Below are 22080 nucleotides of genomic sequence, written 5' to 3'. Positions count from 1 at the left end.
CCGGCCGGCCGGGCTCACACCCGCGGCAGCGAGTCCGCGGCGATGCCGCCCTCGATGGCCAGAATGCGATGCAGCCGGGTCGCCACCAGCAGGCGTTGCATCTGCGGCGGCACGCCGCGGAGCACCAGCCTCCGCCCGGCCCGTCCGGCCCGGCGGTGTGCGCCCATGATGACGCCGAGTCCGGTGGCGTCCCAGGAGTCCAGCTCGGTCAGGTCGAGCACCAGATCACCGGCGCCGTCGTCGAGGGCCGAGTGCAGAGCCGTACGGGCGTCCGCCGCGCTTCGGACGTCGAGGCGGCCCCCGACGACCAGCTCGGCGTGGTCGCCCCTGATGTGCATATGCGCTCCCCTGGAATGCCCGTAGCAAGGTTCGTCTGTCTGTTCTGTCTCTGCCACAACTGACTCCGGCGGAGACAGGGAAGTTTCCGTCTGTAAGCGAACCGATACCGAATTCACCCCGTGGAGTGACCGGGGTGCGGTGAGGGCCCGCTCGGATCCACTGCTTCCGGGAGACTCCCCCGGACCTCCGGGCCCGACCGACGGCGGATCGGGCAACCGGAGGACCGAAAACGATCAGTACGTGTAGAAGCCCTGCCCGCTCTTGCGGCCGATGTCACCTGCGTCCACCATCCGGCGCATCAGCTCCGGTGCGGCGAACTTCTCGTCCTGCGACTCGGTGTAGATGTTGCCCGTGGCGTGCAGCAGGATGTCGACGCCGGTCAGGTCCGCCGTGGCCAGCGGGCCCATGGCGTGGCCGAAGCCCAGCTTGCAGGCGGTGTCGATGTCCTCGGCGGAGGCGACGCCCGACTCGTACAGCTTGGCGGCCTCGACGACGAGCGCCGAGATCAGCCGGGTGGTGACGAAGCCGGCGACGTCGCGGTTGACGACGATGCAGGTCTTGCCGACGGACTCGGCGAACTCCCGTGCGGTGGCGAGGGTTTCGTCGCTGGTCTTGTAGCCGCGGACGAGTTCGCAGAGCTGCATCATCGGGACCGGCGAGAAGAAGTGCACGCCGACGACGCGCTCGGGACGCTCCGTCACGGCCGCGATCTTGGTGATCGGGATGGCGGAGGTGTTGGAGGCGAGGACGGTGTCGTCCCGGACGATCTTGTCGAGGGTCCGGAAGATCTCGTGCTTGACCTCCAGCTTCTCGAAGACGGCCTCGACGACGACGTCCGCGTCGGCGACCGCGTCGAGGTCGGTGGTGGTCGTGATGCGGCCGAGCGCGGCCTCGGCGTCGGCCGCGTCCAGCTTGCCCTTGGAGACGAACTTGCCGTACGAGGCCTCGATGCCGCCGCGTCCACGGGCCAGGGCCTCGTCGGTGACGTCGCGCAGCACCACGTCCCAGCCCGCCTGGGCGGAGACCTGCGCAATGCCGGACCCCATGAGTCCGGCTCCGATGACGGCGAGCTTCCTGGCCACGTGTGCACCCCTTTGGTCTGTGTACGCCTCTGCAGCTGGTCCCTGCACGGCCGGTCCTCACAGTTGTTCACATGCTCTCCGGCGGAGATTAGTACCCGTGAGGGGCGCTGGGGCCGTGAAGAGATGCGCGTCACGTCTCACATGACGGACATCACACCGGCACCCGTCATTCGGCGGCGCGCCGGGCGTAGTTGAGGACCTTCTCGCCGAGGAGTTCCTCGATCTCGTCGAGCAGGACCAGCGCGTCGCGCGAGACCTCGACGGCCTTGCCCCCGGCGAGCATCTCCTGGCTGATGCGGCCGACGAGGGCCCCCTCGATCCAGGCGAGCTGACCACCGACCAGATCCGGCAGCGGGTCGTTCGCCGGTGCGCCCGTCTCCTCGCGGAGGGTCGCGACGACGGCGTCCAGGACCTCCCGCTGGAGACGGCCGAGCCGGGCCTGGAGGGTGGGCGCCTCCTCGATGACCCGCATGAAGTCGGCGAAGCCGTCCATCAGTCCGAGCTCCGGCGACACGGCGACGGTCAGGGACCGCAGCTCCCGCAGGACCGCCTCGGCGGCCGACTCGCCCTTGTCGCGGCCGCGGACGAAGCGGGCCACCCGCTGGGTGACGCCCGTCATCCGGTCGAGGAAGAGGTCCTCCTTGGCCGGGAAGTAGTTGTACACGGTGTTCACGGAGACGTCCGCCAGCTCGGCGATCTCGGCGACGGTCACCGTGACGAAACCGCGCTCCAGGAACAGCCCCGTCGCGAGGTCCGAGATGTGCTGCCTGGCTTGGCGCTTCTTGCGTTCCCTGAGTCCCTCGGCCATCCGTCCATCGTAGGCCCGTACGGAAGCCGATGAAAAATTAGTGTCATTGCATTTTTTCAGTGACTCTGTTTTTGTGGTCGTCATGCCAATCATCAGTACGGCCGGGCTCGCCCGGACCTTCGACAGCGGGAGCGGGCCGGTGCACGCCGTGCGGTCCGTCGACCTGACGATCGCGGCGGGCGAGATCGTCGGCCTCCTCGGCCCCAACGGGGCCGGCAAGACCACCACCCTGCGGATGCTGACCACACTGCTCGCCCCCACCGCCGGCGCCGCCACCGTCGCCGGGCACGATCTGACCGGCGACCCGGCCGGGGTGCGCGCGGCCTGCGGATACGTCGCCCAGTCCGGCGGGGTCGACCCCCACCTCACCGTGCGCGAGGAACTGGTCACCCAGGGGCGGCTGTACCGGCTGAGCAGGGCGGACGCGAGCGCGCGGGCCACGGAGCTGGCCCATGACCTCGGCATCGACGGCCTGCTCGACCGGAAGGCGGTCACCCTCTCGGGAGGGCAGCGCCGACGCCTGGACCTCGCGATGGGCCTCGTCCACCGCCCGCCCGTCCTCTTCCTCGACGAGCCCACCACCGGGCTCGACCCGGGCAGCCGCACCGAGCTGTGGGACCTGGTGCGCGGGCTCCGCGACGACCACGGCACGACGGTCGTCCTCACCACCCACTACCTCGACGAGGCGGACGCGCTCGCCGACCGGCTGATCGTGATCGACCACGGCGTGGTCGTGGCCGAGGGCACCCCGGCCGCGCTGCGCACCACGTACACGGGCTCCCCCGCCGCCTCGCTCCAGGACACCTTCCTCGCGATCACCGGCCGCGCCGCCGCGCCCGCCGATGCCGCACCCCTCTCCGTACAGGGGCTCTGATGCTGCTTCACGACATCGCACTCGTCTTCGGGCGCTACGCCCGCCAGACCCTGCGCTCCCGCTTCCAGATGCTCTTCGGCACACTGATGCCGCTGCTCTACCTGTTCTTCTTCGGCCCGCTCCTCGACGATCTGCCGCTCGGCCCGGCCGGGGACTCCTGGCAGGTCCTGATCCCCGGTCTGCTGCTCCAGCTCGCCCTGTTCGGAGCCTCGTTCGCCGGATTCTCGGTCATCGTCGAGAAGTCCACCGGGGTGCTGGAACGGATGCGGGTGACGCCGGTCAGCAGGGCGGCGCTGCTGCTGGGCCGGGTCCTGCGGGACGCCCTGCTCTTCATGTTCCAGGCGGTGCTGCTGGTGCTGGCCGCCCTGGTCATGGGCCTGCGCGCGCCGCTGCCCGGGATACTGATCGGCTTCGCGTTCGTCGGTCTGCTCACGGTCGCGCTGGCCTCGCTGTCCTACGCGCTGGCCGTGAAGGTCGCGACACCGCAGGAGTTCGGCCCCGTCATCAACGCGGTGACCATGCCGACCATGCTGCTCTCCGGGCTGATGCTGCCGATGACGCTCGGACCCGGATGGCTGGACGTCCTCTCGCGCCTCACACCGCTGCGCCACCTGGTGGACGCGGTGCGGGACGCCTACGTGGGCAGATACGCCACCGCGCACATGCTGTACGGGATCCTGGTGGCGGTCGCCTTCGCCCTCGTGGCCGTCGCCGCGGGCTCCCGGGCCTTCCGCCGGGCCGGGGCGTGACGGAGCCTCACCCGGCGGGCGCCGCCGGGTGAGGCGTTAGCCTGACGGCATGGTCAATCTGACACGCATCTACACGCGCACCGGCGATCAGGGCACCACCGCACTCGGCGACATGAGCCGCACCGCCAAGACCGATCTGCGGATCTCCGCGTACGCCGACACCAACGAGGCCAACGCCGTCATCGGGACCGCGATCGCGCTCGGACAGCTCTCCGAGGACGTCGTGAAGGTCCTCGTCCGTGTGCAGAACGACCTGTTCGACGTGGGCGCCGATCTGTCGACACCGGTCGTCGAGGACCCGAAGTATCCGCCGCTGCGGGTCGAACAGAGCTACGTCGACAAGCTGGAGGCGGACTGCGACCACTTCCTGGAGCGGCTGGAGAAGCTGCGCAGCTTCATCCTGCCGGGCGGTACGCCCGGGGCCGCGCTGCTGCACCAGGCGTGCACGGTGGTCCGGCGCGCGGAGCGGTCCACCTGGGCGGCGCTGGAGGTGCACGGCGACGTGATGAACGCGCTGACCGCGACCTATCTCAACCGCCTCTCCGACCTGCTGTTCATCCTCGCGAGGACGGCGAACAAGGAGGTCGGCGACGTGCTGTGGGTACCGGGCGGCGAGCGGTAACCACGCGCACCGGGAGCGCCGGACGGGCCGGGTCCGGCGCACCGCTCAGCGCCCGGCAGGCTCCCGCTTCGGGAAGAGCGTGTAGCTCACCGCGATGACCAGGTTGATCCCGAGGACGAACAGCATCGTCTGCTGCCACGACCGGAGCGACGACACATCGCCGTCCCCGCCCACGTACCAGACGGCCGCCTGGAGCAGCGCCAGCGCGGTCACCGCCGCGACCGACCAGCGCCCCGCCACCTTCCACTCGTGCACCGCACGCGCCCGGCCGTACTTCGGCGGCTTCACCGGCGGCGGTCCGCCCGCGAAGCGGTGGGCGACCCGGGCGTCGACCCAGCGGATCGTGGAGTGGCCGAGCCCCGCCGTGAAGCCGATGTAGACGGCGGCCAGCCCGTGCTTCCAGTCCGGCTGCGCCCCGTTCTTCAGGTCGACGGCCGTCACCACCAGCAGGACGACCTCCAGCAGCGGCTCGCACAGCAGCACGGCCGCGCCCATTCCCGGCTTCCTCGCCAGATACCGCAGCGCGACCCCCGCCGCCAGCAGCACCCAGAAGGCGACCTCGCAGAGCACGATCAGCGTGACGATCACGGCACTTCCCCTTCCCGTTGCCCCCAGCCTTCCGGCCGGGCCGCCCGGAAACGTCGTCGGCGGTGACGAACCGCGACTGCATCCTTCGATGTACTCGCCCCTCACCCCCGGTACGGAGGACCGGGCCCGGAGCGCCGTGTTGGATGGAAGGGTGTTCTCCCTCCCCCGGCTCTCCCCGCCCCACCGCCACGACGTGCTCATGGCCGCCATCGGGCTCCTCGGCGGCCTCGTCCTGTGGGCGCTCGGCCTGCCGATCCAGGGCGACCGGACCCTCTTCGCCCCTTGGGTCTCCCTGCTGCCGCTCGCCGTCGTCTCGCTGCTCGAACTGGTCCGCAGGACCGCCCCGCAGCCCGCCCTGGTCATCGGCACCCTCGCGCTGATCGCGGACCAGTTCACGGTCGGGAACCTCGCGACGGTCCTGATGTTCACGGACCTGATGTACGCGGCCGTGCTGTACGGGACACCGGCCGCCGCCCGCCGCATCCCGGTGACCACGTTCCTGATCACGGTCGGGGTCACCCTCGGGTTCCTGGCCTGGTTCCGCAACCCCCAGGCCCTGCTCATCGGCGTCGTCACCGGCGTGGTCTCGTTCCTGCCCGCCATCACCGGGGTCAGCGTCCGCAACCACCGGGACGCCGCCGAGGCCGCCCGGCTGCGCGCCGACCAGACCGCGCTGCTCGCCGAGATGGACCGGGTCCAGGCGGTGACCGCGGAGCGCACCCGGATGGCCCGCGAGCTGCACGACATGGTGGCCAACCACCTCTCGGCGATCGCCATCCACTCCACCGCCGCGCTCTCCATCGACGAGCCGGACACCTCGCGGGAGGCGCTGGGCGTGATCCGGGAGAACAGCGTCGACGGTCTCGCCGAGATGCGCCGGCTGATCGGGCTGCTGCGCACCGGCGGCAAGGACCGGGAACCGACCGCCTCCCCCACCCTCGCCTCGCTGGACGCCCTGGTCGAGCAGACCCGTACCAGCGCCGCGTCGAGCGGGCTGACCTGCGCCTTCGAGGACACCCGGGAGGACCGGGGACCGCTGGCCGCGCCGGTCGAGCTGGCCGCGTACCGGATCGTCCAGGAGTCCCTGACCAATGCGCTCAAGCATGCCGCTCCCGGCCCGGTCGGGGTGCGGCTCGGGCGGTCGGGGCCCGTGCTCACGGTGGAGGTCAGCAGTGTGTTCGGGGACCGCCCCGGGCCCCGCGCGCCCGGCTCGGGGGCCGGTCTGGTGGGGATGCGGGAACGGGTGGAGCTGCTGGGCGGCACGATCGAGGCGGGGCCCTCGGTCACCGGAGCGGGTACGAAGATCTGGCGCGTACGGGCCGAACTGCCCGTGGAGGAAGGGGTATCGACGACATGACGATCCGGGTGGTGGTCGCCGAGGACCAGGCGGCCGTCCGGGCGGGGCTGGTGCTCATCCTGCGCAGCGCTCCGGACATCGAGGTGGTGGGCGAGGCCGGCGACGGCGAGGAGGCGGTGCGGCTGGCCCGCGCACTGCGCCCGGACCTGGTGCTGATGGACATTCAGATGCCGCGGCTGGACGGGGTGTCGGCGACCGGGCAGGTGGTGGCCGAGCGGCTCGCGGACGTCCTGGTGCTGACCACGTTCGATCTCGACGAGTACGTCTTCGGGGCGCTGCGGGCGGGGGCCGCGGGATTCCTGCTGAAGAACACCGAGGCGCGGGATCTGCTCGAAGCCGTACGCACGGTGGCCCGCGGAGAGGGGCTGATCGCCCCGGCCGTGACGCGCCGTCTGATCGCCGAGTTCGCCGGGACCGCTCCCGTACGACCGGCCGACGCACCCGACCCCGCGGTGCTCGACGCCCTCACCCGGCGGGAGCGGGAGGTTCTGGGCTGCCTCGGCGAGGGGCTGTCGAACGCCGAGATCGCGGTCCGGCTCTCCATGGCCGAGGCGACGGTGAAGACCCATGTGAGCAGGCTGCTGGGCAAGCTGGGGCTGCGCTCCCGGGTCCAGGCGGCGGTGCTGGCACAGGAGTTGGGCGTCTGAGGTTTAGCCACGAACTTTGGTCCAGACCTCTTGACGATTGGTCCAGACCTTCCTAATCTCACCGAGCACACTGCGGTGAGCACGCCATGACAAGGCGCGCTCAGGGCGGCGCAGGGTTTGCAGTCCACGGACCACCCCCGTTTGTCCGGACCTCACCCGAGGAGCACCGTTGAGCACTGAAACCCCCCTACGCCGGACCCGATTCAGACTCGGGTCCGGCAGAGCCACCAGATCCAGAGCGGTCGCCGGCCTCACGGCGCTGCTGCTTCCCCTCGCGGCGATGGTCGGCATGGCCTCGCCCGCCGAGGCCGCCACCTCGGCGACCGCCGCCTTCGTCAAGAAGTCCGACTGGGGCAGCGGCTTCGAGGGCCAGTGGACGGTCAAGAACACCGGCACCACCGCCCTGTCCTCCTGGACCATCGAGTGGGACTTCCCCTCCGGCACCGCGGTCGGCTCCGCCTGGGACGCCACCGTCACCAGCTCCGGCACCCACTGGACCGCCAAGAACCTCGGCTGGAACGGCTCGGTCGCCCCCGGCGCCTCCGTCAGCTTCGGCTTCAACGGCACCGGCCCCGGCGCCCCCACCGGCTGCAAGCTGAACGGCGCCTCCTGCGACGGCGGCAGCGTCCCCGGCGACAACGCCCCCTCGGCACCGGGCACCCCCACCGCGAGCGCCGTCACCGACACCTCCGCGAAGCTGAGCTGGACCGCCGCGACCGACGACCACGGCATCAAGAACTACGACGTGCTGCGCGACGGCGCGGTCGTCTCGACCGTCACCGGTACGACGTACACCGACTCCGGCCTCACGGCCGGGACCGACTACTCGTACACCGTGCAGGCCCGTGACACCGCCGACCAGACCGGTCCGGTCAGCGGCGCGGTCAAGGTCCACACCACCGGGGGCGGCGGCAACCCGCCCGACCCGGGCACCGGCGGCAAGGTCAACCTCGGTTACTTCACCGACTGGGGCGTCTACGGCCGGAACTACCACGTCAAGAACCTGGACACCTCGGGTTCCGCCGCGAAGATCACGCACATCAACTACGCCTTCGGCAACGTCCAGGGCGGCAAGTGCACGATCGGTGACTCCTACGCCGACTACGACATGGCGTACACCGCCGACAAGTCCGTCGACGGCGTCGCCGACACCTGGGACCAGCCGCTGCGCGGCAGCTTCAACCAGCTGCGCAAGCTCAAGGCGAAGTACCCGCACATCAAGGTCCTGTGGTCGTTCGGCGGCTGGACCTGGTCCGGCGGCTTCGGGGAGGCCGCGAAGAACCCGGCCGCGTTCGCCGACTCCTGCTACAAGCTGGTGGAGGACCCGCGCTGGGCCGATGTCTTCGACGGCATCGACATCGACTGGGAGTACCCCAACGCCTGCGGTCTGACCTGTGACACCAGCGGCCCGGCCGCGCTCAAGGGCCTCACCTCGGCGCTGCGTTCTAAGTTCGGCAGCAACAACCTGGTGACCGCCGCCATCACCGCCGACGGCTCCGACGGCGGCAAGATCGACGCCGCCGACTACGCCGGCGCCGCCCAGTCCCTGGACTGGTACAACGTGATGACGTACGACTTCTTCGGCGCCTGGGACGCCAAGGGCCCGACCGCCCCGCACTCCCCGCTGAACTCGTACAACGGCATCCCGAAGGCCGGCTTCAACTCCGCCGACGCCATCGCCAAGCTCAAGGCCCAGGGCGTCCCCGCCTCGAAGCTGCTGCTCGGCATCGGCTTCTACGGCCGCGGCTGGACCGGCGTCACCCAGGACGCACCCGGCGGCACCGCCACCGGCGCCGCACCCGGCACCTACGAAGCCGGCATCGAGGACTACAAGGTCCTCAAGAACAGCTGCCCCGCCACCGGCACCGTCGCGGGCACCGCCTACGCCCACTGCGGCACCAACTGGTGGAGCTACGACACCCCCGCCACCATCGGGTCCAAGATGACCTGGGCCAAGAGCCAGGGCCTGGGAGGCGCGTTCTTCTGGGAGTTCAGCGGCGACACCGCCAACGGCGAACTCGTCGGTGCCATCAACAACGGTCTGAAGTAACCCCAGCGGTCCGAAACGGCACCGCGGTCTGAAGCAAACCCCCCACCAGCACCGTGCTCCACCCCGGAAAGCAACCGGGGAGACGGGTCCGCCCCCCGTCTCCCCGGTTTTTCCTTGCTATGCCACGTTGACCCGCTGGCCGGGCGGTGCCGCCTCCAGCCAGGCGAGGAACCCGGTCAGCGCGTCCTCGCTCATGGCCAGCTCCAGACGGGTCTCCCGGTGGAGACAGCCGAGCACCACGGCGTCGGACAGGAGCGCCAGCTCCTCCTCGCCCTCGGGCAGCCGCCGGGCGACCACCTCGATCGCGGAACGCTCCAGGACCCGGCGGGGCCGAAGAGCGTAGGAGAAGACCCGGAACCAGTCGATCTGGTCCTCGCTGTACCGGGCGACCCCGTACACCCAGCCCTTGCCCGAGAGATCCGGCTCCTCCGGAACGTTCCAGCGCAGGCTGCAGTCGAAGGTCCCGCCGGAGCGCTGAATCAGCCGCCGGCGCAGACCGAAGACGAAGAGTCCCACCAGAATCAGCGCGACGACCAGCCCGCCCACCCACAGCGCGAGGAACATCTCCACCGACCTCCTCGCGTCGTCGAGTAACGGATACCGCAGAAATACAACCGCACCTGCATCGCCTCAGCCGCGGCACGGTCTGGAGAGGTCTCCAGCTCGGGCCGCGGCTGAGGGTAAAGCTACGTGGTCGCGGGGCGCTAGCGCACCGCCACCGCGCGCAGACGCACATCGGCGCGCCGCTCGGAAGCGGCGTCCGTGTCCGACTTCGCACGCTCCAGCGCACGCTCGGCGCGCTGGACATCGATCTCGTCCGCAAGCTCCGCGATCTCCGCGAGCAGCGAGAGCTTGTCGTCCGCGAACGAGATGAAACCGCCGTGCACAGCGGCGACAACGGTGCCGCCGTCGCTCGTGCGGATCGTCACCGGGCCCGATTCCAGCACACCCAGAAGCGGCTGGTGACCGGGCATGACGCCGATGTCGCCGGACGTGGTGCGCGCGACGACCAGGGTGGCCTCGCCGGACCAGACACTGCGGTCCGCGGCGACCAGCTCGACGTGCAGCTCAGCAGCCAAGGGTGGCTCCTCGGGTCACCACCCGGCCGTTCGAGCCGGGTGTTGGGTCAATTCTACGGGGCGTGGTGAGGGGGACGGGACACACCCCGTCCCCCTCGGTGAGCCATGGGCTCAGGAGACGCCGAGCTCCTTGGCGTTGGCCTTGAGGTCCTCGATGCCACCGCACATGAAGAACGCCTGCTCCGGGAAGTGGTCGTACTCACCGTCGGCGATCGCGTTGAACGCGGCGATCGACTCGTCGAGCGGAACGTCCGAACCGTCCACGCCGGTGAACTGCTTGGCGACGTGGGTGTTCTGGGACAGGAAGCGCTCGATGCGACGGGCGCGGAAGACCGTGAGCTTGTCCTCCTCGCCGAGCTCGTCCATACCGAGAATGGCGATGATGTCCTGGAGGTCCTTGTACTTCTGCAGGATTCCCTTGACACGCATGGCGGTGTCGTAGTGGTCCTGCGCGATGTAACGCGGGTCCAGGATGCGGGACGTGGAGTCCAGCGGGTCCACGGCCGGGTAGATGCCCTTCTCGGAGATCGGACGGGAGAGAACCGTCGTCGCGTCGAGGTGGGCGAAGGTGGTGGCCGGGGCCGGGTCGGTCAGGTCGTCCGCGGGGACGTAGATCGCCTGCATCGAGGTGATCGAGTGACCACGGGTCGACGTGATGCGCTCCTGCAGCAGACCCATCTCGTCGGCCAGGTTCGGCTGGTAACCCACCGCGGACGGCATACGGCCGAGCAGGGTGGACACCTCGGAGCCGGCCTGGGTGTACCGGAAGATGTTGTCGATGAAGAAGAGGACGTCCTGCTTCTGCACATCGCGGAAGTACTCCGCCATGGTCAGACCGGCCAGCGCGACACGGAGACGCGTGCCCGGCGGCTCGTCCATCTGACCGAAGACGAGCGCCGTCTTGTCGATGACGCCCGAGTCGGCCATTTCCTCGATGAGGTCGTTGCCCTCACGGGTGCGCTCACCGACACCGGCGAACACCGACACACCGTCGTGGTTGTTGGCCACGCGGTAGATCATTTCCTGGATCAGAACGGTCTTGCCGACACCGGCACCACCGAACAGACCGATCTTTCCACCCTTGACGTACGGGGTGAGGAGGTCGATGACCTTGACGCCGGTCTCGAACATCTCGGTCTTGGACTCGAGCTGGTCGAAGTTGGGCGCCTTGCGGTGGATCGGCCAGCGCTCGGTGACCTCGGCCTCGGCCTCGGGCTTGTTCAGGATCTCACCGAGGGTGTTGAACACCTTGCCCTTGGTGATGTCACCGACGGGGACCGTGATGCCGGTGCCCGTGTCGGTCACCGGGGCCTGGCGGACCAGACCGTCGGTGGGTTGCATCGAGATCGCGCGGATCACGCCGTCGCCGAGGTGCTGGGCGACTTCGAGGGTCAGCGTCTTGAGCTTGCCGTCCTCGGCCGGGTCGGCCACCTCGACGGTCAGCGCGTTGTAGATGTCCGGCATCGCGTCGACGGGGAACTCCACGTCGACGACCGGGCCGATGACCCGGGCGACGCGGCCCGTGGCAACGGCCGTCTCAACTGTCGTCGTCATTACTTGTCACTCCCCGCGGTCGCGTCGGCCAGCGCACTGGCACCACCGACGATCTCGCTGATTTCCTGGGTGATTTCGGCCTGGCGGGCCGCGTTGGCAAGCCGGGAGAGGCTCTTGATGAGCTCACCGGCGTTGTCGGTGGCCGACTTCATCGCGCGGCGACGGGCGGCGTGCTCGGAAGCAGCGGCCTGCAGCAGCGCGTTGTAGATCCGGCTCTCGACGTACCGCGGAAGCAGGGCGTCGAGGACGTCCTCCGCCGACGGCTCGAAGTCGAAGAGCGGCAGGATCTCGCCCTTGCCGTCCTCGTCCTTCGTGGCATCGAGACTGAGCGGCAGCATCCGGTCGTCGACGGGGTTCTGCGTCATCATCGACACGAACTCCGTGAAGACGATGTGCAGCTCGTCCACGCCGCCCTCGGCGGTCTCCTGGGTGACCGCTTCGATCAGCGGGGCCGCGGCCCGCTTCGCATCCGCGTACGTCGGGCTGTCCGTGAAGCCCGTCCACGAATCCTCGATCTTGCGCTCGCGGAATCCGTAGTAGGCGACACCCTTGCGGCCGATCACATAGGTGACGACCTCCTTGCCCTCGCCCCGGAGCCGCTCGGTCAGTCGCTCCGCGGCCTTGATGGCGTTGGAGGAGTAACCGCCGGCCAGACCGCGGTCGCTCGTGATGAGCAGGACCGCGGCCCGCGCCGGAGCGTCGGCCTCGGTGGTCAGCGGGTGCTTGGTGGTGGAGCCGGTCGCGACCGCGGTCACCGCGCGGGTGAGCTCGGTCGCGTACGGCGTCGATGCCGCCACCTGGCGCTGCGCCTTGACGATGCGCGAGGCGGCGATCATCTCCATCGCCTTGGTGATCTTCTTCGTGGCGGTGACGGAGCGAATGCGGCGCTTGTAAACGCGAAGCTGAGCGCCCATCGATCAGCCCTCGCCCAGGAGCTTGCCGTCCGAGGTCTCGAACTGCTGCTTGAAGGAGGCGACGGCGTCGGCGATCGCCTGCAGCGTGTCGTCGGACATCTTGGCGCCCTCGCGGATGCTGGTCAGGAGGTCCTTGCGCTCGCGGCGCAGGTACTCCAGCAGCTCCGTCTCGAAGCGGCGGATGTCCTCGACCGGGACGTCGTCCATCTTGCCGTTGGTGCCGGCCCAGATGGAGACGACCTGCTCCTCGACCGGGAACGGGGCGTACTGCGGCTGCTTCAGCAGCTCGACCATGCGCTTACCGCGCTCCAGCGACGCCTTCGAGGCCGCGTCCAGGTCGGAACCGAAGGCGGCGAACGCCTCCAGCTCGCGGTACTGGGCGAGGTCGACACGGAGACGGCCGGAGACCTGGCGCATCGCCTTGTGCTGGGCGGAGCCACCGACGCGGGAGACCGAGATACCGACGTTCAGGGCCGGACGCTGGCCGGCGTTGAACAGGTCGGACTCCAGGAAGCACTGGCCGTCGGTGATGGAGATGACGTTGGTCGGGATGAACGCCGACACGTCGTTCGCCTTGGTCTCGACGATCGGGAGACCGGTCATCGAACCGGCACCCATGTCGTCGGAGAGCTTGGCGCAGCGCTCCAGCAGACGCGAGTGGAGGTAGAAGACGTCGCCCGGGTAGGCCTCGCGGCCCGGCGGACGGCGCAGCAGAAGCGACACGGCGCGGTAGGCGTCGGCCTGCTTCGAGAGGTCGTCGAAGATGATCAGGACGTGCTTGCCCTGGTACATCCAGTGCTGACCGATGGCCGAACCGGTGTACGGCGCCAGGTACTTGAAGCCGGCCGGGTCGGACGCCGGGGCGGCGACGATGGTCGTGTACTCCAGCGCGCCGGCCTCTTCGAGGGCACCGCGCACGGAGGCGATGGTGGAGCCCTTCTGACCGATGGCGACGTAGATGCAGCGCACCTGCTTGTTCACGTCGCCCGAGCGCCAGTTGTCGCGCTGGTTGATGATCGTGTCGACGGCCAGAGCGGTCTTACCCGTCTGACGGTCACCAATGATCAGCTGACGCTGGCCGCGGCCGATCGGCACCATGGCGTCGACGGCCTTGTAGCCGGTCTGCATCGGCTCGTGCACCGACTTACGGACCATGACGCCAGGGGCCTGCAGCTCGAGGGCGCGGCGGCTGTCGGTCGCGATCTCGCCGAGACCGTCGATCGGGTTGCCGAGCGGGTCGACGACGCGGCCGAGGTAACCCTCGCCGACGCCGACGGAGAGCACCTCACCGGTGCGCTGCACCGGCTGGCCCTCTTCGATGCCGCTGAACTCGCCGAGGACGATCGCACCGATCTCGCGCTCCTCAAGGTTGAGGGCGAGACCGAGGGTGCCGTCCTCGAACTTCAGCAGCTCGTTCGCCATGGCCGAGGGAAGACCCTCGACCTTCGCGATGCCGTCGCCGGCAACGCTGACCGTACCGACCTCCTCGCGCGAGGCCGCGTCCGGCTTGTACGACTGGACAAAGTTCTCCAGCGCGTCCCGGATCTCCTCCGGCCGGATCGTGAGCTCCGCCATCTGGGTTCCCTGCTCTCCTTGTTGGGCCCGAAGTTTCTTAAGGGGGTCTGGGGGCCGACCCCCAGGAATCTTCTGCAATTTCTGCACGGCCCAACCGGGCCGCTGGTCTTGCTCTGTTCTGTTGCTGCGTTGCGCCGGTCAGCCGGCCATGCGCCGGGTCGCCTCTTCGAGGCGCTCCGAGATGGTGCCGTCGATGACCTCGTCGCCGACCCGTACCGCGATCCCGCCGAGGACCGTGGGGTCCACGTCGAGGTTCAGGTGCATCGGGCGGCCGTAGATCTTCGCCAGCGCGGCGCCGAGGCGCTGCTTCTGCCGGTCGCTCAGCGGAACCGCCGAGACGACCACGGCGACCATGCGCTCCCGGCGGTCCGCGGCCAGCTTGGAGAGGGACTCCAGTCCCTCCTCCAGGCTACGTCCACGCGGCTGGGTGACAAGCCGCGTGATGACGCGCTCGGTGGCGGGCCGTGCCTTGCCGCCGAGCAGGCTGCGCAGCAGCTGCGCCTTGGCGGAAGCGGACGCGGACCGGTTGGTGAGCGCGGCCCGCAGCTCCTGGTCGGAGGCGACGATCCGGCCGAACCGGAACAGCTCGTCCTCGACGTCGTCGAGGTCTCCGCTGCTCTGGGCCGCGGTGAGGTCCGCGGTGTTCGCCAGTTCCTCGACCGAGTCGACCAGGTCGCGCGACTGCGACCAGCGGGACCGGACCATGCCGGAGATCAGGTCGACGGTTTCGCCGCCCACCTGACCGCGCAGCAACCGTCCGGCCAGTTCCGCCCTGGCCTCGCCGGGCTGCGACGGGTCGGTCAGGACCCGTCGCAGTGAGACCTCGCGCTGGAGCAGCGCCGTGACGGCGGCCAGCTCCTCGGCGAGCTTCGCCGCGTCGACCGAGGTGTTGTCGGTCAGCGCGTCGAGGGACTCACGTGCGGCAGCCAGTGCCTCGCGGCTCGCGCCGTTCATCGGACGGCCTCGGCCTTCGCCTCGAGCTCGTCGAGGAAACGGTCGACGGTGCCGCTCTGCCGGGCGTGGTCCTCAAGGGACTCGCCGACGAGCTTGCCGGCCAGGTCGGTGGCGAGCTTGCCCACGTCCTGACGCAGCGCGGAGGCCGCGGCCTTGCGGTCGGCCTCGATCTGGGCGTGACCGGCAGCGATGATCTCCTCGCGCTGCCGCTGGCCTTCCGCCCGCATCTCCTGCAGGATCACAGCGCCCTGCTCCTGCGCCTCCTGGCGCAGGCGCGCGGCCTCGTGACGGGCCTCGGCGAGCTGAGCCTTGTACTGCTCAAGAACGCTCTGGGCCTCGGTCTGGGCCGCATCGGCCTTTTCGATACCGCCTTCGATGGCCTCGCGGCGCTCTTCCAGAACCTTGTTGATGTTCGGGAGGAGCTTCTTGGCGAGGAAGCCGAAGACGATGAGGAAGGCGATGAGGCCGATGACGAGCTCGGGGATCGGCGGGATGAGCGGATTCTCCGTCTCAGCCGCGATCGTAAGCATCTGGCTCACGTCATTGCCTTTCGTCTAGTGGGCTGGTCGTGGATCCGAAGATCACTGGCCGTAGACGAACGGCATGACCAGACCGATGAGGGCGAGCGCCTCACAGAAGGCGAAGCCGAGAATCTGGTTGGCGCGGATGAGACCGGCAGCCTCGGGCTGACGGGCGAGAGCCTGGGTGCCGTTACCGAAGATGATGCCGACGCCGACGCCGGGACCGATGGCGGCGAGGCCGTAACCGATGGAGCCGAGGGAGCCGGTGACGGCAGCAAGGGTCTGGGACATGCCAGTTCTTCCTTCTCTTTCACGGACCGGTGGGGGTTGGCCACCGGACGACTGGGGGTCGGGTGCGGGATGCTCAGTGGTGCTTGGCGAGCGCGCCCTGGATGAAGGTGCAGGTCAGGAGCACGAAGACGTACGCCTGCAGCGCCTGGATGAAGAGCTCGAAGGCGGTCATCACGATGACCATCACGAAGGAGACGCCCGCGTAGGCGATCCCGATGCCGTTGAGCAGGTACCAGCTGGCGATGGTGAACAGCAGCAGCAGCGTGTGGCCTGCGAACATGTTCGCGAAGAGTCGGACCGCGTGGGTGAACGGCCGGACGAGCAGGTTCGAGAAGAACTCGATCGTCATGGCCAGCGGCAGCACCGGGCCGAGCGACTTGTCGTAGCCGGTGAAGTTCTTGAAGGCGCCGACGAATCCGTGCCGCTTGAAGGTCAGGCTGACCCAGAGCACGTAGACGATCAGGGCCAGCACGATCGGGTAGGCGATGATCGACGTCACCGGGAACTGCGCGACCGGGATGATCGACCAGAGGTTCATCATCCAGACGAAGAAGAACAGCGAGACAACGAGCGGGACGTACTTCTCGCCCTCGCGCTTGCCGATCGTCTCGTAGACGACGCCGCGGCGGATGAAGTCGTAGCCGGTCTCGGCGACCATCTGCAGCTTGCCCGGGACGACCTTCGGCTTACGGAAGGCCGCCCAGAAGAAGCCGACGACGATGATCGAGCCGAGCAGGGCCAGCAGCATCGGCTTGTTGAAGTACAGGTTGCTGTCCGCGTCGCCCCACAGGGGCTCGAACAGGAACGAGTGCAAGCCGGGTGCCGGGAAACCACAACCGTCGAAGATGTGGCAATCGGTCTCGAAGGCGAGCACCTGTGTCGGGTCAGCACTCACCGCGGGCTCCTTCAGCGTGGCGCATAGGTACGGCAACCTCGTTGTGTCGGCGCGGCGCGCAGCCGCGGTTCGGCACTGGACTGGTGTAACGGATGTGTGAGCGGCAGTCAGGCATTGAGCCTCGCGATCGAGCAGGCGTCAGCTCACATGCCCGCGCCCGCAGTGCCGCAGTTGGAACCGGACGATAGCAGGGTCTTGAACCTGCACTTATCCCGCCCCTACCCTTCACGACTTCGGGCCCGTGCTCTTGGGCTTTTCCGCCTTGTCGGACTCGGGTTCGACGTAAAGGATCTTGGCCTTCATGTGCGCACGCGTCTGTGCGCCGATCCACACGAGGGTCGTCGCGACCAGTGTGATCGCGAAGGCCTTCGGGTTGAACATCGTCGTGTCCTTGAACGCGGCGACAAAGATGAACAGAAGGAGAAGCTGAGCCGTATAAAGCATCAGCCCCATCGCCTGGAACAGGTGGGGCAGGGACCGCGCGGTCCGTTGCAGGACCAACAGGCCGATCCCCATGAAGAGGATCACCACGATCGCCGCAACGCCCGCGCCGAGGGCTCCCTTGCCGCCCGCGACTCCAGCGCTGACGGCGGCGGCTACGGCGCCGGCGACAGCGGTGGGCACAGCGGCTTGAAGGAGAGTCCGGGCGTCGTTGGACGGCATGGCGGCAGCTCCGCTTGCAGGGGGTGGGCAGTGTGTCGTCATGGACGAGCGTAGGCCCGGTCCGGGTCGATACCTCGGGCCGATGGACCGTGCTACTCACGTCCTTCGACTCCGTCACCGGGCTTCGTGAACGGTATCACAAACTATTTGATGAGGTCTTTACCAAGAAAGTGTGCTTACTCTCACACGTGAGAGTGAAAGTGCGCATGTGAGCAAGACAACTTAATACGTTGTCTGGTATTGCCCCTCGGTGCCCGAATTCTCAGCGCGTGGATTCAGCCGGATTTCTGTCCGAAAGACGCGAACGAGGGCCGATGGCAGTCGCCCCGTTGACGCCGGAGACACCCACGACGACCGGGGCGCACTCCTGCGACTCGGACCCCGTCCGCCCCACCGTGCTTGCGGGCGGGCCCTGTTGGGCCCCGGGCTCCGGCGCGTCCGCCGCCTCGGAAGCCCCGTCCCCGCCCCGCCTGCGGCGGTAGCGCGGCGGTACGAAGCGTTCCGCCCAGTACGGCGCCCGCGGGGTGAAACGGGGCATCAGCAGCAGTACGAGACCCACCGTGCTCATCCCCATGATCACCAGCACGATCCACAGGGACGTCGAGTGCACGGAGTAGCCGACCGCGCCGAAGGCGATCAGGGCCGACCAGAAATACATGATCAGCACGGACCTGCTGTGCGAGTGGCCGATCTCCAGCAGCCGGTGGTGCAGATGCCCGCGGTCCGCCGCGAACGGCGACTGCCCGTTCCACGTCCGCCGCACGATCGCCAGCACCAGGTCCGCGGTCGGGACCGCGATGATCGTCAGCGGCAGCAGCAGCGGGATGAAGACCGGCAGCATCGCGTGGGTGACCTCGCGCTCGCTGCCGGCGAAGAGCTTCATGGTGTCCGGGTCGACCCGGCCCGTCACCGAGATCGCCCCGGCCGCCAGCACCAGACCGATCAGCATCGAGCCCGAGTCGCCCATGAAGATCCGCGCGGGATGCATGTTGTGCGGCAGGAAACCCAGGCACATGCCCATCAGGATCGCCATGAAGAGCGTCGCCGGGGCGGCCGCCTCGATCATGTGCCCGTACCAGAGCCGGTAGGTGTACAGGAAGAACGCGGCGGCGGCGATGCACACCATGCCCGCCGCCAGACCGTCCAGACCGTCGACGAAGTTGACCGCGTTGATGGTGATGACGACCAGGGCGACCGTGAGCAGCGTCCCCTGCCACTGGGTGAGCGCGACGGTGCCGACGCCCGGGATGGGCAGCCACAGGATCGTCAGACCCTGGATGACCATGACGGCGGCGGCGATCATCTGGCCGCCGAGCTTGACCAGGGCGTCGATCTCGAACTTGTCGTCCAGGACACCGATCAGCCAGATCAGCGCGGCGCCGGAGAGCAGCGCCCGCGGCTCGGTGGAGAGCTGGAAGACCCAGTCGAGGTTGTGGAGATGGGCCGCGACGATCAGCCCCGCGCAGAGCCCGCCGAACATGGCGATGCCGCCGAGCCTCGGAGTCGGTTCTCGGTGGACGTCACGCGCACGGATCGCGGGCATCGCCCCGATCGCGATGGCGAACTTACGCACCGGACCGGTCAGCAGATAGGTCACCGCGGCCGTGACACAGAGCGTCAGCAGGTAATCACGCACGGGCTGCCCCATAGATTTTCGCCGGCCATCTCAGCCCACACCCTAAACCGTCCGGACCTCCCCGACGGCCGCGCTGCACGGGCCTCATGAGCGAGGACACAGCGAACGGACCGAACGGTTCCACACCGCACGTCCAGGGTCGTCGGTCCGGATCAGGCCGGGCCCGCCTGCGCCGGATACGGCGGATGCCGCTCTGCCAGTTCCCGCACCTCCGCGCGGATGTCGTCCTCCGCGCGCACGGCCGTCCCCAGGAGCACCGCCAGCCGTGCCATGTCCCCGTCGTCCATGCCCTGGGTGGTGACGGCCGCGGTACCGAGCCTGATGCCCCGGGCCTCCCCGTACGGCAGCGCGCAGGTGTCCAGCACCAGGCCCGCCGCCGCCAGCCGGGCGCGGGCGGTGGGCCCGTCGACGCCCAGCGGAGCCGGGTCCGCGACGATCAGATGGGTGTCCGTACCGCCCGTGGTGACCTCGAAGCCCTCCGCCTCCAGACCGGCCGCCAGCACCCGGGCATGGGCGACCACCTGGTGCGCGTACGCCGTGAACGCCGGGGTGGCCGCCTCCGCGAACGCGACCGCCTTCGCGGCGACGGTGTGCATCTGCGCACCGCCCTGGGTGAACGGGAAGACCGCCCGGTCGATCCGTTCCGCCAGCTCCGCGCCGCACAGGATCATCCCGCCGCGCGGACCGCGCAGCACCTTGTGCGTGGTGGCGCAGACCACATCGGCGTACGGCACCGGGTTCGGCGCCGCTCCCCCGGCGATCAGCCCCATCGGGTGCGCGGAGTCGGCGATGAGATACGCGCCCACCTCGTCGGCGATCTCCCGGAACAGCTCGTGGTCCGGATGGCGGGGGTACGAGATGGAGCCGCTCACGATCGCCTTGGGGCGGTGGGCGCGGGCCAGGGCGCGCACCTGCTCGTAGTCGATCAGGCCGCTTTCGGAGTCCACCCCGTAGCCGATGAACTCGAACCAGCGGCCCGAGAAGTTGGCGGGCGAACCGTGCGTGAGGTGTCCCCCGTACGGGAGTCCCATCGCCAGCACGGTGTCGCCGGGGCGGAGCAGGGCGGCGTACGCGGCGAGGACCGCGGAGGAGCCGGAGTGCGCCTGGACGTTGGCGTGCTCGGCGCCGAAGAGCGCGGTCGCGCGGCGGCAGGCGATGCGCTCGGCGGCGTCGGCCTGCTCGCAGCCGCCGTGGTGGCGGGCTCCGGGATAGCCCTCGGCGTACTTGTTGGCGAGGGGCGAGCCGAGGGCGGCGAGGACCGCGGGCGAGGTGAAGTTCTCGGCGGCGGTCAGCTGGAGGGTGCTGGACTGGCGGTGCAGCTCTCCCAGCAGCACGGCGGCGATCTCCGGGTCCTCCCGGAGCAGGGCGTCGAAGTCCTGCGGCAGGGCGGTCCCGGGGGCGGAGAACGGCGCGGCTGGGGTGGTGACCGGCATCGATGGGCTCCGGGCCTGGGAGGGGGCGCTGGCGTCAGCTCCAATGTAGGCCCGGAAGGGGCCTCCTGCCCGCTGTGCGGCGCCGTCATGCACCCGTTGGGCCCCCAGTGCCCAGGCGGTGCGTACGCCCGTCGGAGTGGCGCGGGCGGCGTGCGCGTCAGTGGTGCGCGGGCACGCCCGTCAGGGCCGTGACGACCGGGTCCAGGGCCTGGTTGATCTCGTCGCCGATGGAGCGGAAGAACGTGATCGGGGCGCCGTACGGGTCGAACACCTCGTCCGCCTCGGCGGTGGGGGCCAGCAGCCAGCCGCGCAGCGCGGCCGCGGCCCGGACCAGGGCGCGGGCGCGCTCGACGACGCCCTCGTCCCGGGGGTCGGGCAGCGTGGCGGGGTCTATCGCCCGGACCAGCCGGGTGAATTCCTTGAGGGTGAACGTCCGCAGCCCGGCCGAGTGACCCATCGAGATCACCTGGGCGCGGTGGTCGCGGGTGGCGGTGAGCACCAGGTCGGCGCGGATCACGTGCTCGTCGAGCAGTTCCCGGCCGACGAAGCCGGTGGTGTCGGCGCCGAAGTCGGCGAGGACGGTCTCGGCGTTGGCCTCCATGGGGGCGCCCTCGTGTCCCCAGGTGCCCGCGCTCTCCACGATCAGCCCGCCGCTGAGCGGATCGCCGAGGCGGTCCACCAGGGCATGGCGGGTCAGCCGCTCGGTGATCGGTGAGCGGCAGACGTTGCCGGTGCTGACGTGGAGGATGCGGAAAGAGTCGGACCGCCCCGTTATGCCACGCCCCTCAGGGGCGGTCAATTGGCCACCTCGAGGTCGGGTACCACCTTGCGGAGCTCCTCGGCGGAGAGCGCGCCGGCGCGCAGCAGCACGGGGACCTTGCCGGTCACGTCGACGATCGACGAGGGGACGATGCCGGGCGTCGGGCCGCCGTCCAGGTAGACGGAGACGGAGTCGCCGAGCATCTCCTGGGCCGCGTCGCAGTCCTCGGGGGCCGGGTGGCCGGTGAGGTTGGCGCTGGAGACGGCCATCGGGCCGAACTCCGTCAGCAGCTCGATGGCGACCGGGTGCAGCGGCATCCGGACGGCGACGGTGCCGCGGGTGTCGCCGAGGTCCCACTGGAGCGAGGGCTGGTGCTTGGTGATCAGCGTGAGGGCGCCGGGCCAGAAGGCGTCGACGAGCTCCCAGGCCTGCTCGGAGAAGTCGGTGACCAGGCCGTGCAGGGTGTTTGGGGAACCGATCAGGACGGGCGTCGGCATGTTGCGGCCGCGGCCCTTGGCGGCCAGCAGGTCGGCGACGCCCTCAGAGCTGAAGGCGTCCGCGCCGATGCCGTACACGGTGTCGGTGGGCAGCACGACCAGTTCGCCCCGGCGGACGGCCGACGCGGCTTCACGCAGACCCGTCGTACGGTCGGTCGCGTCGTTGCAGTCGTATCGCCGTGCCATCAGCCG

General features: G+C 69.5%; 24 protein-coding genes. 6 read left to right on the top strand and 18 right to left on the bottom strand.

What is annotated here, in order from left to right:
* Positions 1-14: 14 nt before the first annotated feature.
* From ACFVFH_RS09370 to ACFVFH_RS09360, 3 genes are all read right to left on the bottom strand, one after another.
* A complete protein-coding gene (locus ACFVFH_RS09370; protein ID WP_362621836.1) occupies positions 15-338 on the bottom strand; it encodes an STAS domain-containing protein in 324 nt (107 codons plus the stop codon).
* A gap of 234 nt (positions 339-572) precedes the next feature.
* A complete protein-coding gene (locus ACFVFH_RS09365; RefSeq protein WP_383765377.1) occupies positions 573-1421 on the bottom strand; it encodes a 3-hydroxyacyl-CoA dehydrogenase family protein in 849 nt (282 codons plus the stop codon).
* Between the two features lie 166 nt (positions 1422-1587).
* Positions 1588-2229, bottom strand: coding sequence for a TetR/AcrR family transcriptional regulator (locus ACFVFH_RS09360; protein ID WP_383765376.1), 642 nt, complete (start codon positions 2227-2229; stop codon positions 1588-1590).
* Between the two features lie 82 nt (positions 2230-2311).
* On the opposite strand from ACFVFH_RS09360, the gene ACFVFH_RS09355 reads away from it, so the two are divergent.
* From ACFVFH_RS09355 to ACFVFH_RS09345, 3 genes are read left to right on the top strand one after another with little or no spacing between them, the layout of a single operon-like run.
* Entirely contained in the window at positions 2312-3103 is a 792-nt protein-coding gene (locus ACFVFH_RS09355) for an ABC transporter ATP-binding protein (protein ID WP_383765374.1), read from the top strand.
* The gene (locus ACFVFH_RS09350; RefSeq protein ID WP_383765372.1) at positions 3103-3852 is read left to right on the top strand and encodes an ABC transporter permease; all 750 of its coding nucleotides are present in this window, start codon (positions 3103-3105) and stop codon (positions 3850-3852) included. Before ACFVFH_RS09355 ends, ACFVFH_RS09350 begins: the two co-directional genes overlap by 1 nt.
* 49 nt (positions 3853-3901) lie before the next feature.
* A complete protein-coding gene (locus tag ACFVFH_RS09345) occupies positions 3902-4474 on the top strand; it encodes a cob(I)yrinic acid a,c-diamide adenosyltransferase (protein ID WP_383765371.1) in 573 nt (190 codons plus the stop codon).
* A 45-nt stretch (positions 4475-4519) separates the two neighbouring features.
* On the opposite strand, the gene ACFVFH_RS09340 is transcribed toward ACFVFH_RS09345, so the two are convergent.
* Positions 4520-5062: a hypothetical protein gene (locus tag ACFVFH_RS09340; RefSeq protein WP_383765369.1), complete on the bottom strand. Its 543-nt coding sequence runs from the start codon at positions 5060-5062 to the stop codon at positions 4520-4522.
* Between the two features lie 199 nt (positions 5063-5261).
* Here ACFVFH_RS09340 and ACFVFH_RS09335 point away from each other — a divergent pair, with 199 nt between their 5' ends.
* The 3 genes from ACFVFH_RS09335 (at position 5262) to ACFVFH_RS09325 (ending at position 9116) form a co-directional block, all read left to right on the top strand.
* Positions 5262-6419, top strand: a complete 1158-nt coding sequence (locus ACFVFH_RS09335; RefSeq protein WP_383765604.1) for a sensor histidine kinase — start codon at positions 5262-5264, stop codon at positions 6417-6419.
* Complete coding sequence (locus tag ACFVFH_RS09330) at positions 6416-7066, top strand: response regulator (protein WP_383765367.1); 651 nt, start codon at positions 6416-6418, stop codon at positions 7064-7066. The genes ACFVFH_RS09335 and ACFVFH_RS09330 overlap by 4 nt, the downstream gene beginning before the upstream one ends.
* Before the next feature lie 169 nt (positions 7067-7235).
* Positions 7236-9116, top strand: a complete 1881-nt coding sequence (locus tag ACFVFH_RS09325; protein ID WP_383765366.1) for a glycosyl hydrolase family 18 protein — start codon at positions 7236-7238, stop codon at positions 9114-9116.
* A gap of 117 nt (positions 9117-9233) precedes the next feature.
* Here ACFVFH_RS09325 and ACFVFH_RS09320 read toward each other — a convergent pair whose 3' ends face one another.
* The 14 genes from ACFVFH_RS09320 to ACFVFH_RS09255 all read right to left on the bottom strand — a co-directional run bounded on the left by ACFVFH_RS09320 (position 9234) and on the right by ACFVFH_RS09255 (position 22074).
* Positions 9234-9680 (bottom strand): DUF2550 domain-containing protein, encoded by a 447-nt coding sequence (locus tag ACFVFH_RS09320; RefSeq protein ID WP_344507922.1) that lies wholly within the window; start codon positions 9678-9680, stop codon positions 9234-9236.
* 140 nt (positions 9681-9820) lie between these two features.
* Entirely contained in the window at positions 9821-10195 is a 375-nt protein-coding gene (locus ACFVFH_RS09315; protein WP_383765364.1) for a F0F1 ATP synthase subunit epsilon, read from the bottom strand.
* Positions 10196-10306: 111 nt separating this feature from the next.
* On the bottom strand, positions 10307-11749 hold the full coding sequence (atpD, locus tag ACFVFH_RS09310; protein ID WP_383765362.1) for a F0F1 ATP synthase subunit beta: 1443 nt from the start codon (positions 11747-11749) through the stop codon (positions 10307-10309).
* A complete protein-coding gene (locus ACFVFH_RS09305; protein WP_383765361.1) occupies positions 11749-12663 on the bottom strand; it encodes a F0F1 ATP synthase subunit gamma in 915 nt (304 codons plus the stop codon). The genes atpD and ACFVFH_RS09305 overlap by 1 nt, the downstream gene beginning before the upstream one ends.
* Before the next feature lie 3 nt (positions 12664-12666).
* Positions 12667-14238, bottom strand: coding sequence for a F0F1 ATP synthase subunit alpha (atpA, locus tag ACFVFH_RS09300; RefSeq protein WP_329814007.1), 1572 nt, complete (start codon positions 14236-14238; stop codon positions 12667-12669).
* A gap of 138 nt (positions 14239-14376) precedes the next feature.
* Entirely contained in the window at positions 14377-15192 is an 816-nt protein-coding gene (locus ACFVFH_RS09295; RefSeq protein ID WP_383765359.1) for a F0F1 ATP synthase subunit delta, read from the bottom strand.
* Complete coding sequence (locus ACFVFH_RS09290) at positions 15189-15731, bottom strand: F0F1 ATP synthase subunit B (protein ID WP_360927007.1); 543 nt, start codon at positions 15729-15731, stop codon at positions 15189-15191. Before ACFVFH_RS09290 ends, ACFVFH_RS09295 begins: the two co-directional genes overlap by 4 nt.
* 42 nt (positions 15732-15773) lie before the next feature.
* Positions 15774-16004 carry an ATP synthase F0 subunit C gene (gene atpE, locus ACFVFH_RS09285; protein WP_250967599.1) on the bottom strand — a complete coding sequence of 77 codons (231 nt, stop codon included), beginning with the start codon at positions 16002-16004 and terminating at the stop codon, positions 15774-15776.
* 73 nt (positions 16005-16077) lie between these two features.
* On the bottom strand, positions 16078-16914 hold the full coding sequence (atpB, locus tag ACFVFH_RS09280) for a F0F1 ATP synthase subunit A (protein WP_362438785.1): 837 nt from the start codon (positions 16912-16914) through the stop codon (positions 16078-16080).
* A 210-nt stretch (positions 16915-17124) separates the two neighbouring features.
* Complete coding sequence (locus ACFVFH_RS09275; RefSeq protein ID WP_383765357.1) at positions 17125-17562, bottom strand: hypothetical protein; 438 nt, start codon at positions 17560-17562, stop codon at positions 17125-17127.
* Positions 17563-17824: 262 nt separating this feature from the next.
* Complete coding sequence (locus ACFVFH_RS09270; protein WP_383765355.1) at positions 17825-19210, bottom strand: MraY family glycosyltransferase; 1386 nt, start codon at positions 19208-19210, stop codon at positions 17825-17827.
* Positions 19211-19350: 140 nt separating this feature from the next.
* Complete coding sequence (glyA, locus tag ACFVFH_RS09265) at positions 19351-20631, bottom strand: serine hydroxymethyltransferase (protein ID WP_383765353.1); 1281 nt, start codon at positions 20629-20631, stop codon at positions 19351-19353.
* A 157-nt stretch (positions 20632-20788) separates the two neighbouring features.
* The gene (locus ACFVFH_RS09260) at positions 20789-21430 is read right to left on the bottom strand and encodes a protein-tyrosine-phosphatase (RefSeq protein WP_383765352.1); all 642 of its coding nucleotides are present in this window, start codon (positions 21428-21430) and stop codon (positions 20789-20791) included.
* Positions 21427-22074 carry an L-threonylcarbamoyladenylate synthase gene (locus ACFVFH_RS09255; protein ID WP_383765350.1) on the bottom strand — a complete coding sequence of 216 codons (648 nt, stop codon included), beginning with the start codon at positions 22072-22074 and terminating at the stop codon, positions 21427-21429. The genes ACFVFH_RS09260 and ACFVFH_RS09255 overlap by 4 nt, the downstream gene beginning before the upstream one ends.
* Between the last annotated feature and the right edge of the window lie 6 nt (positions 22075-22080).

This window comes from Streptomyces sp. NPDC057697 (assembly GCF_042799335.1).
Lineage (GTDB): Bacteria > Actinomycetota > Actinomycetes > Streptomycetales > Streptomycetaceae > Streptomyces.
The sequence above is the reverse complement of the archived record's forward strand: the minus strand, read 5'-3'. Positions and strand labels throughout refer to the sequence as shown.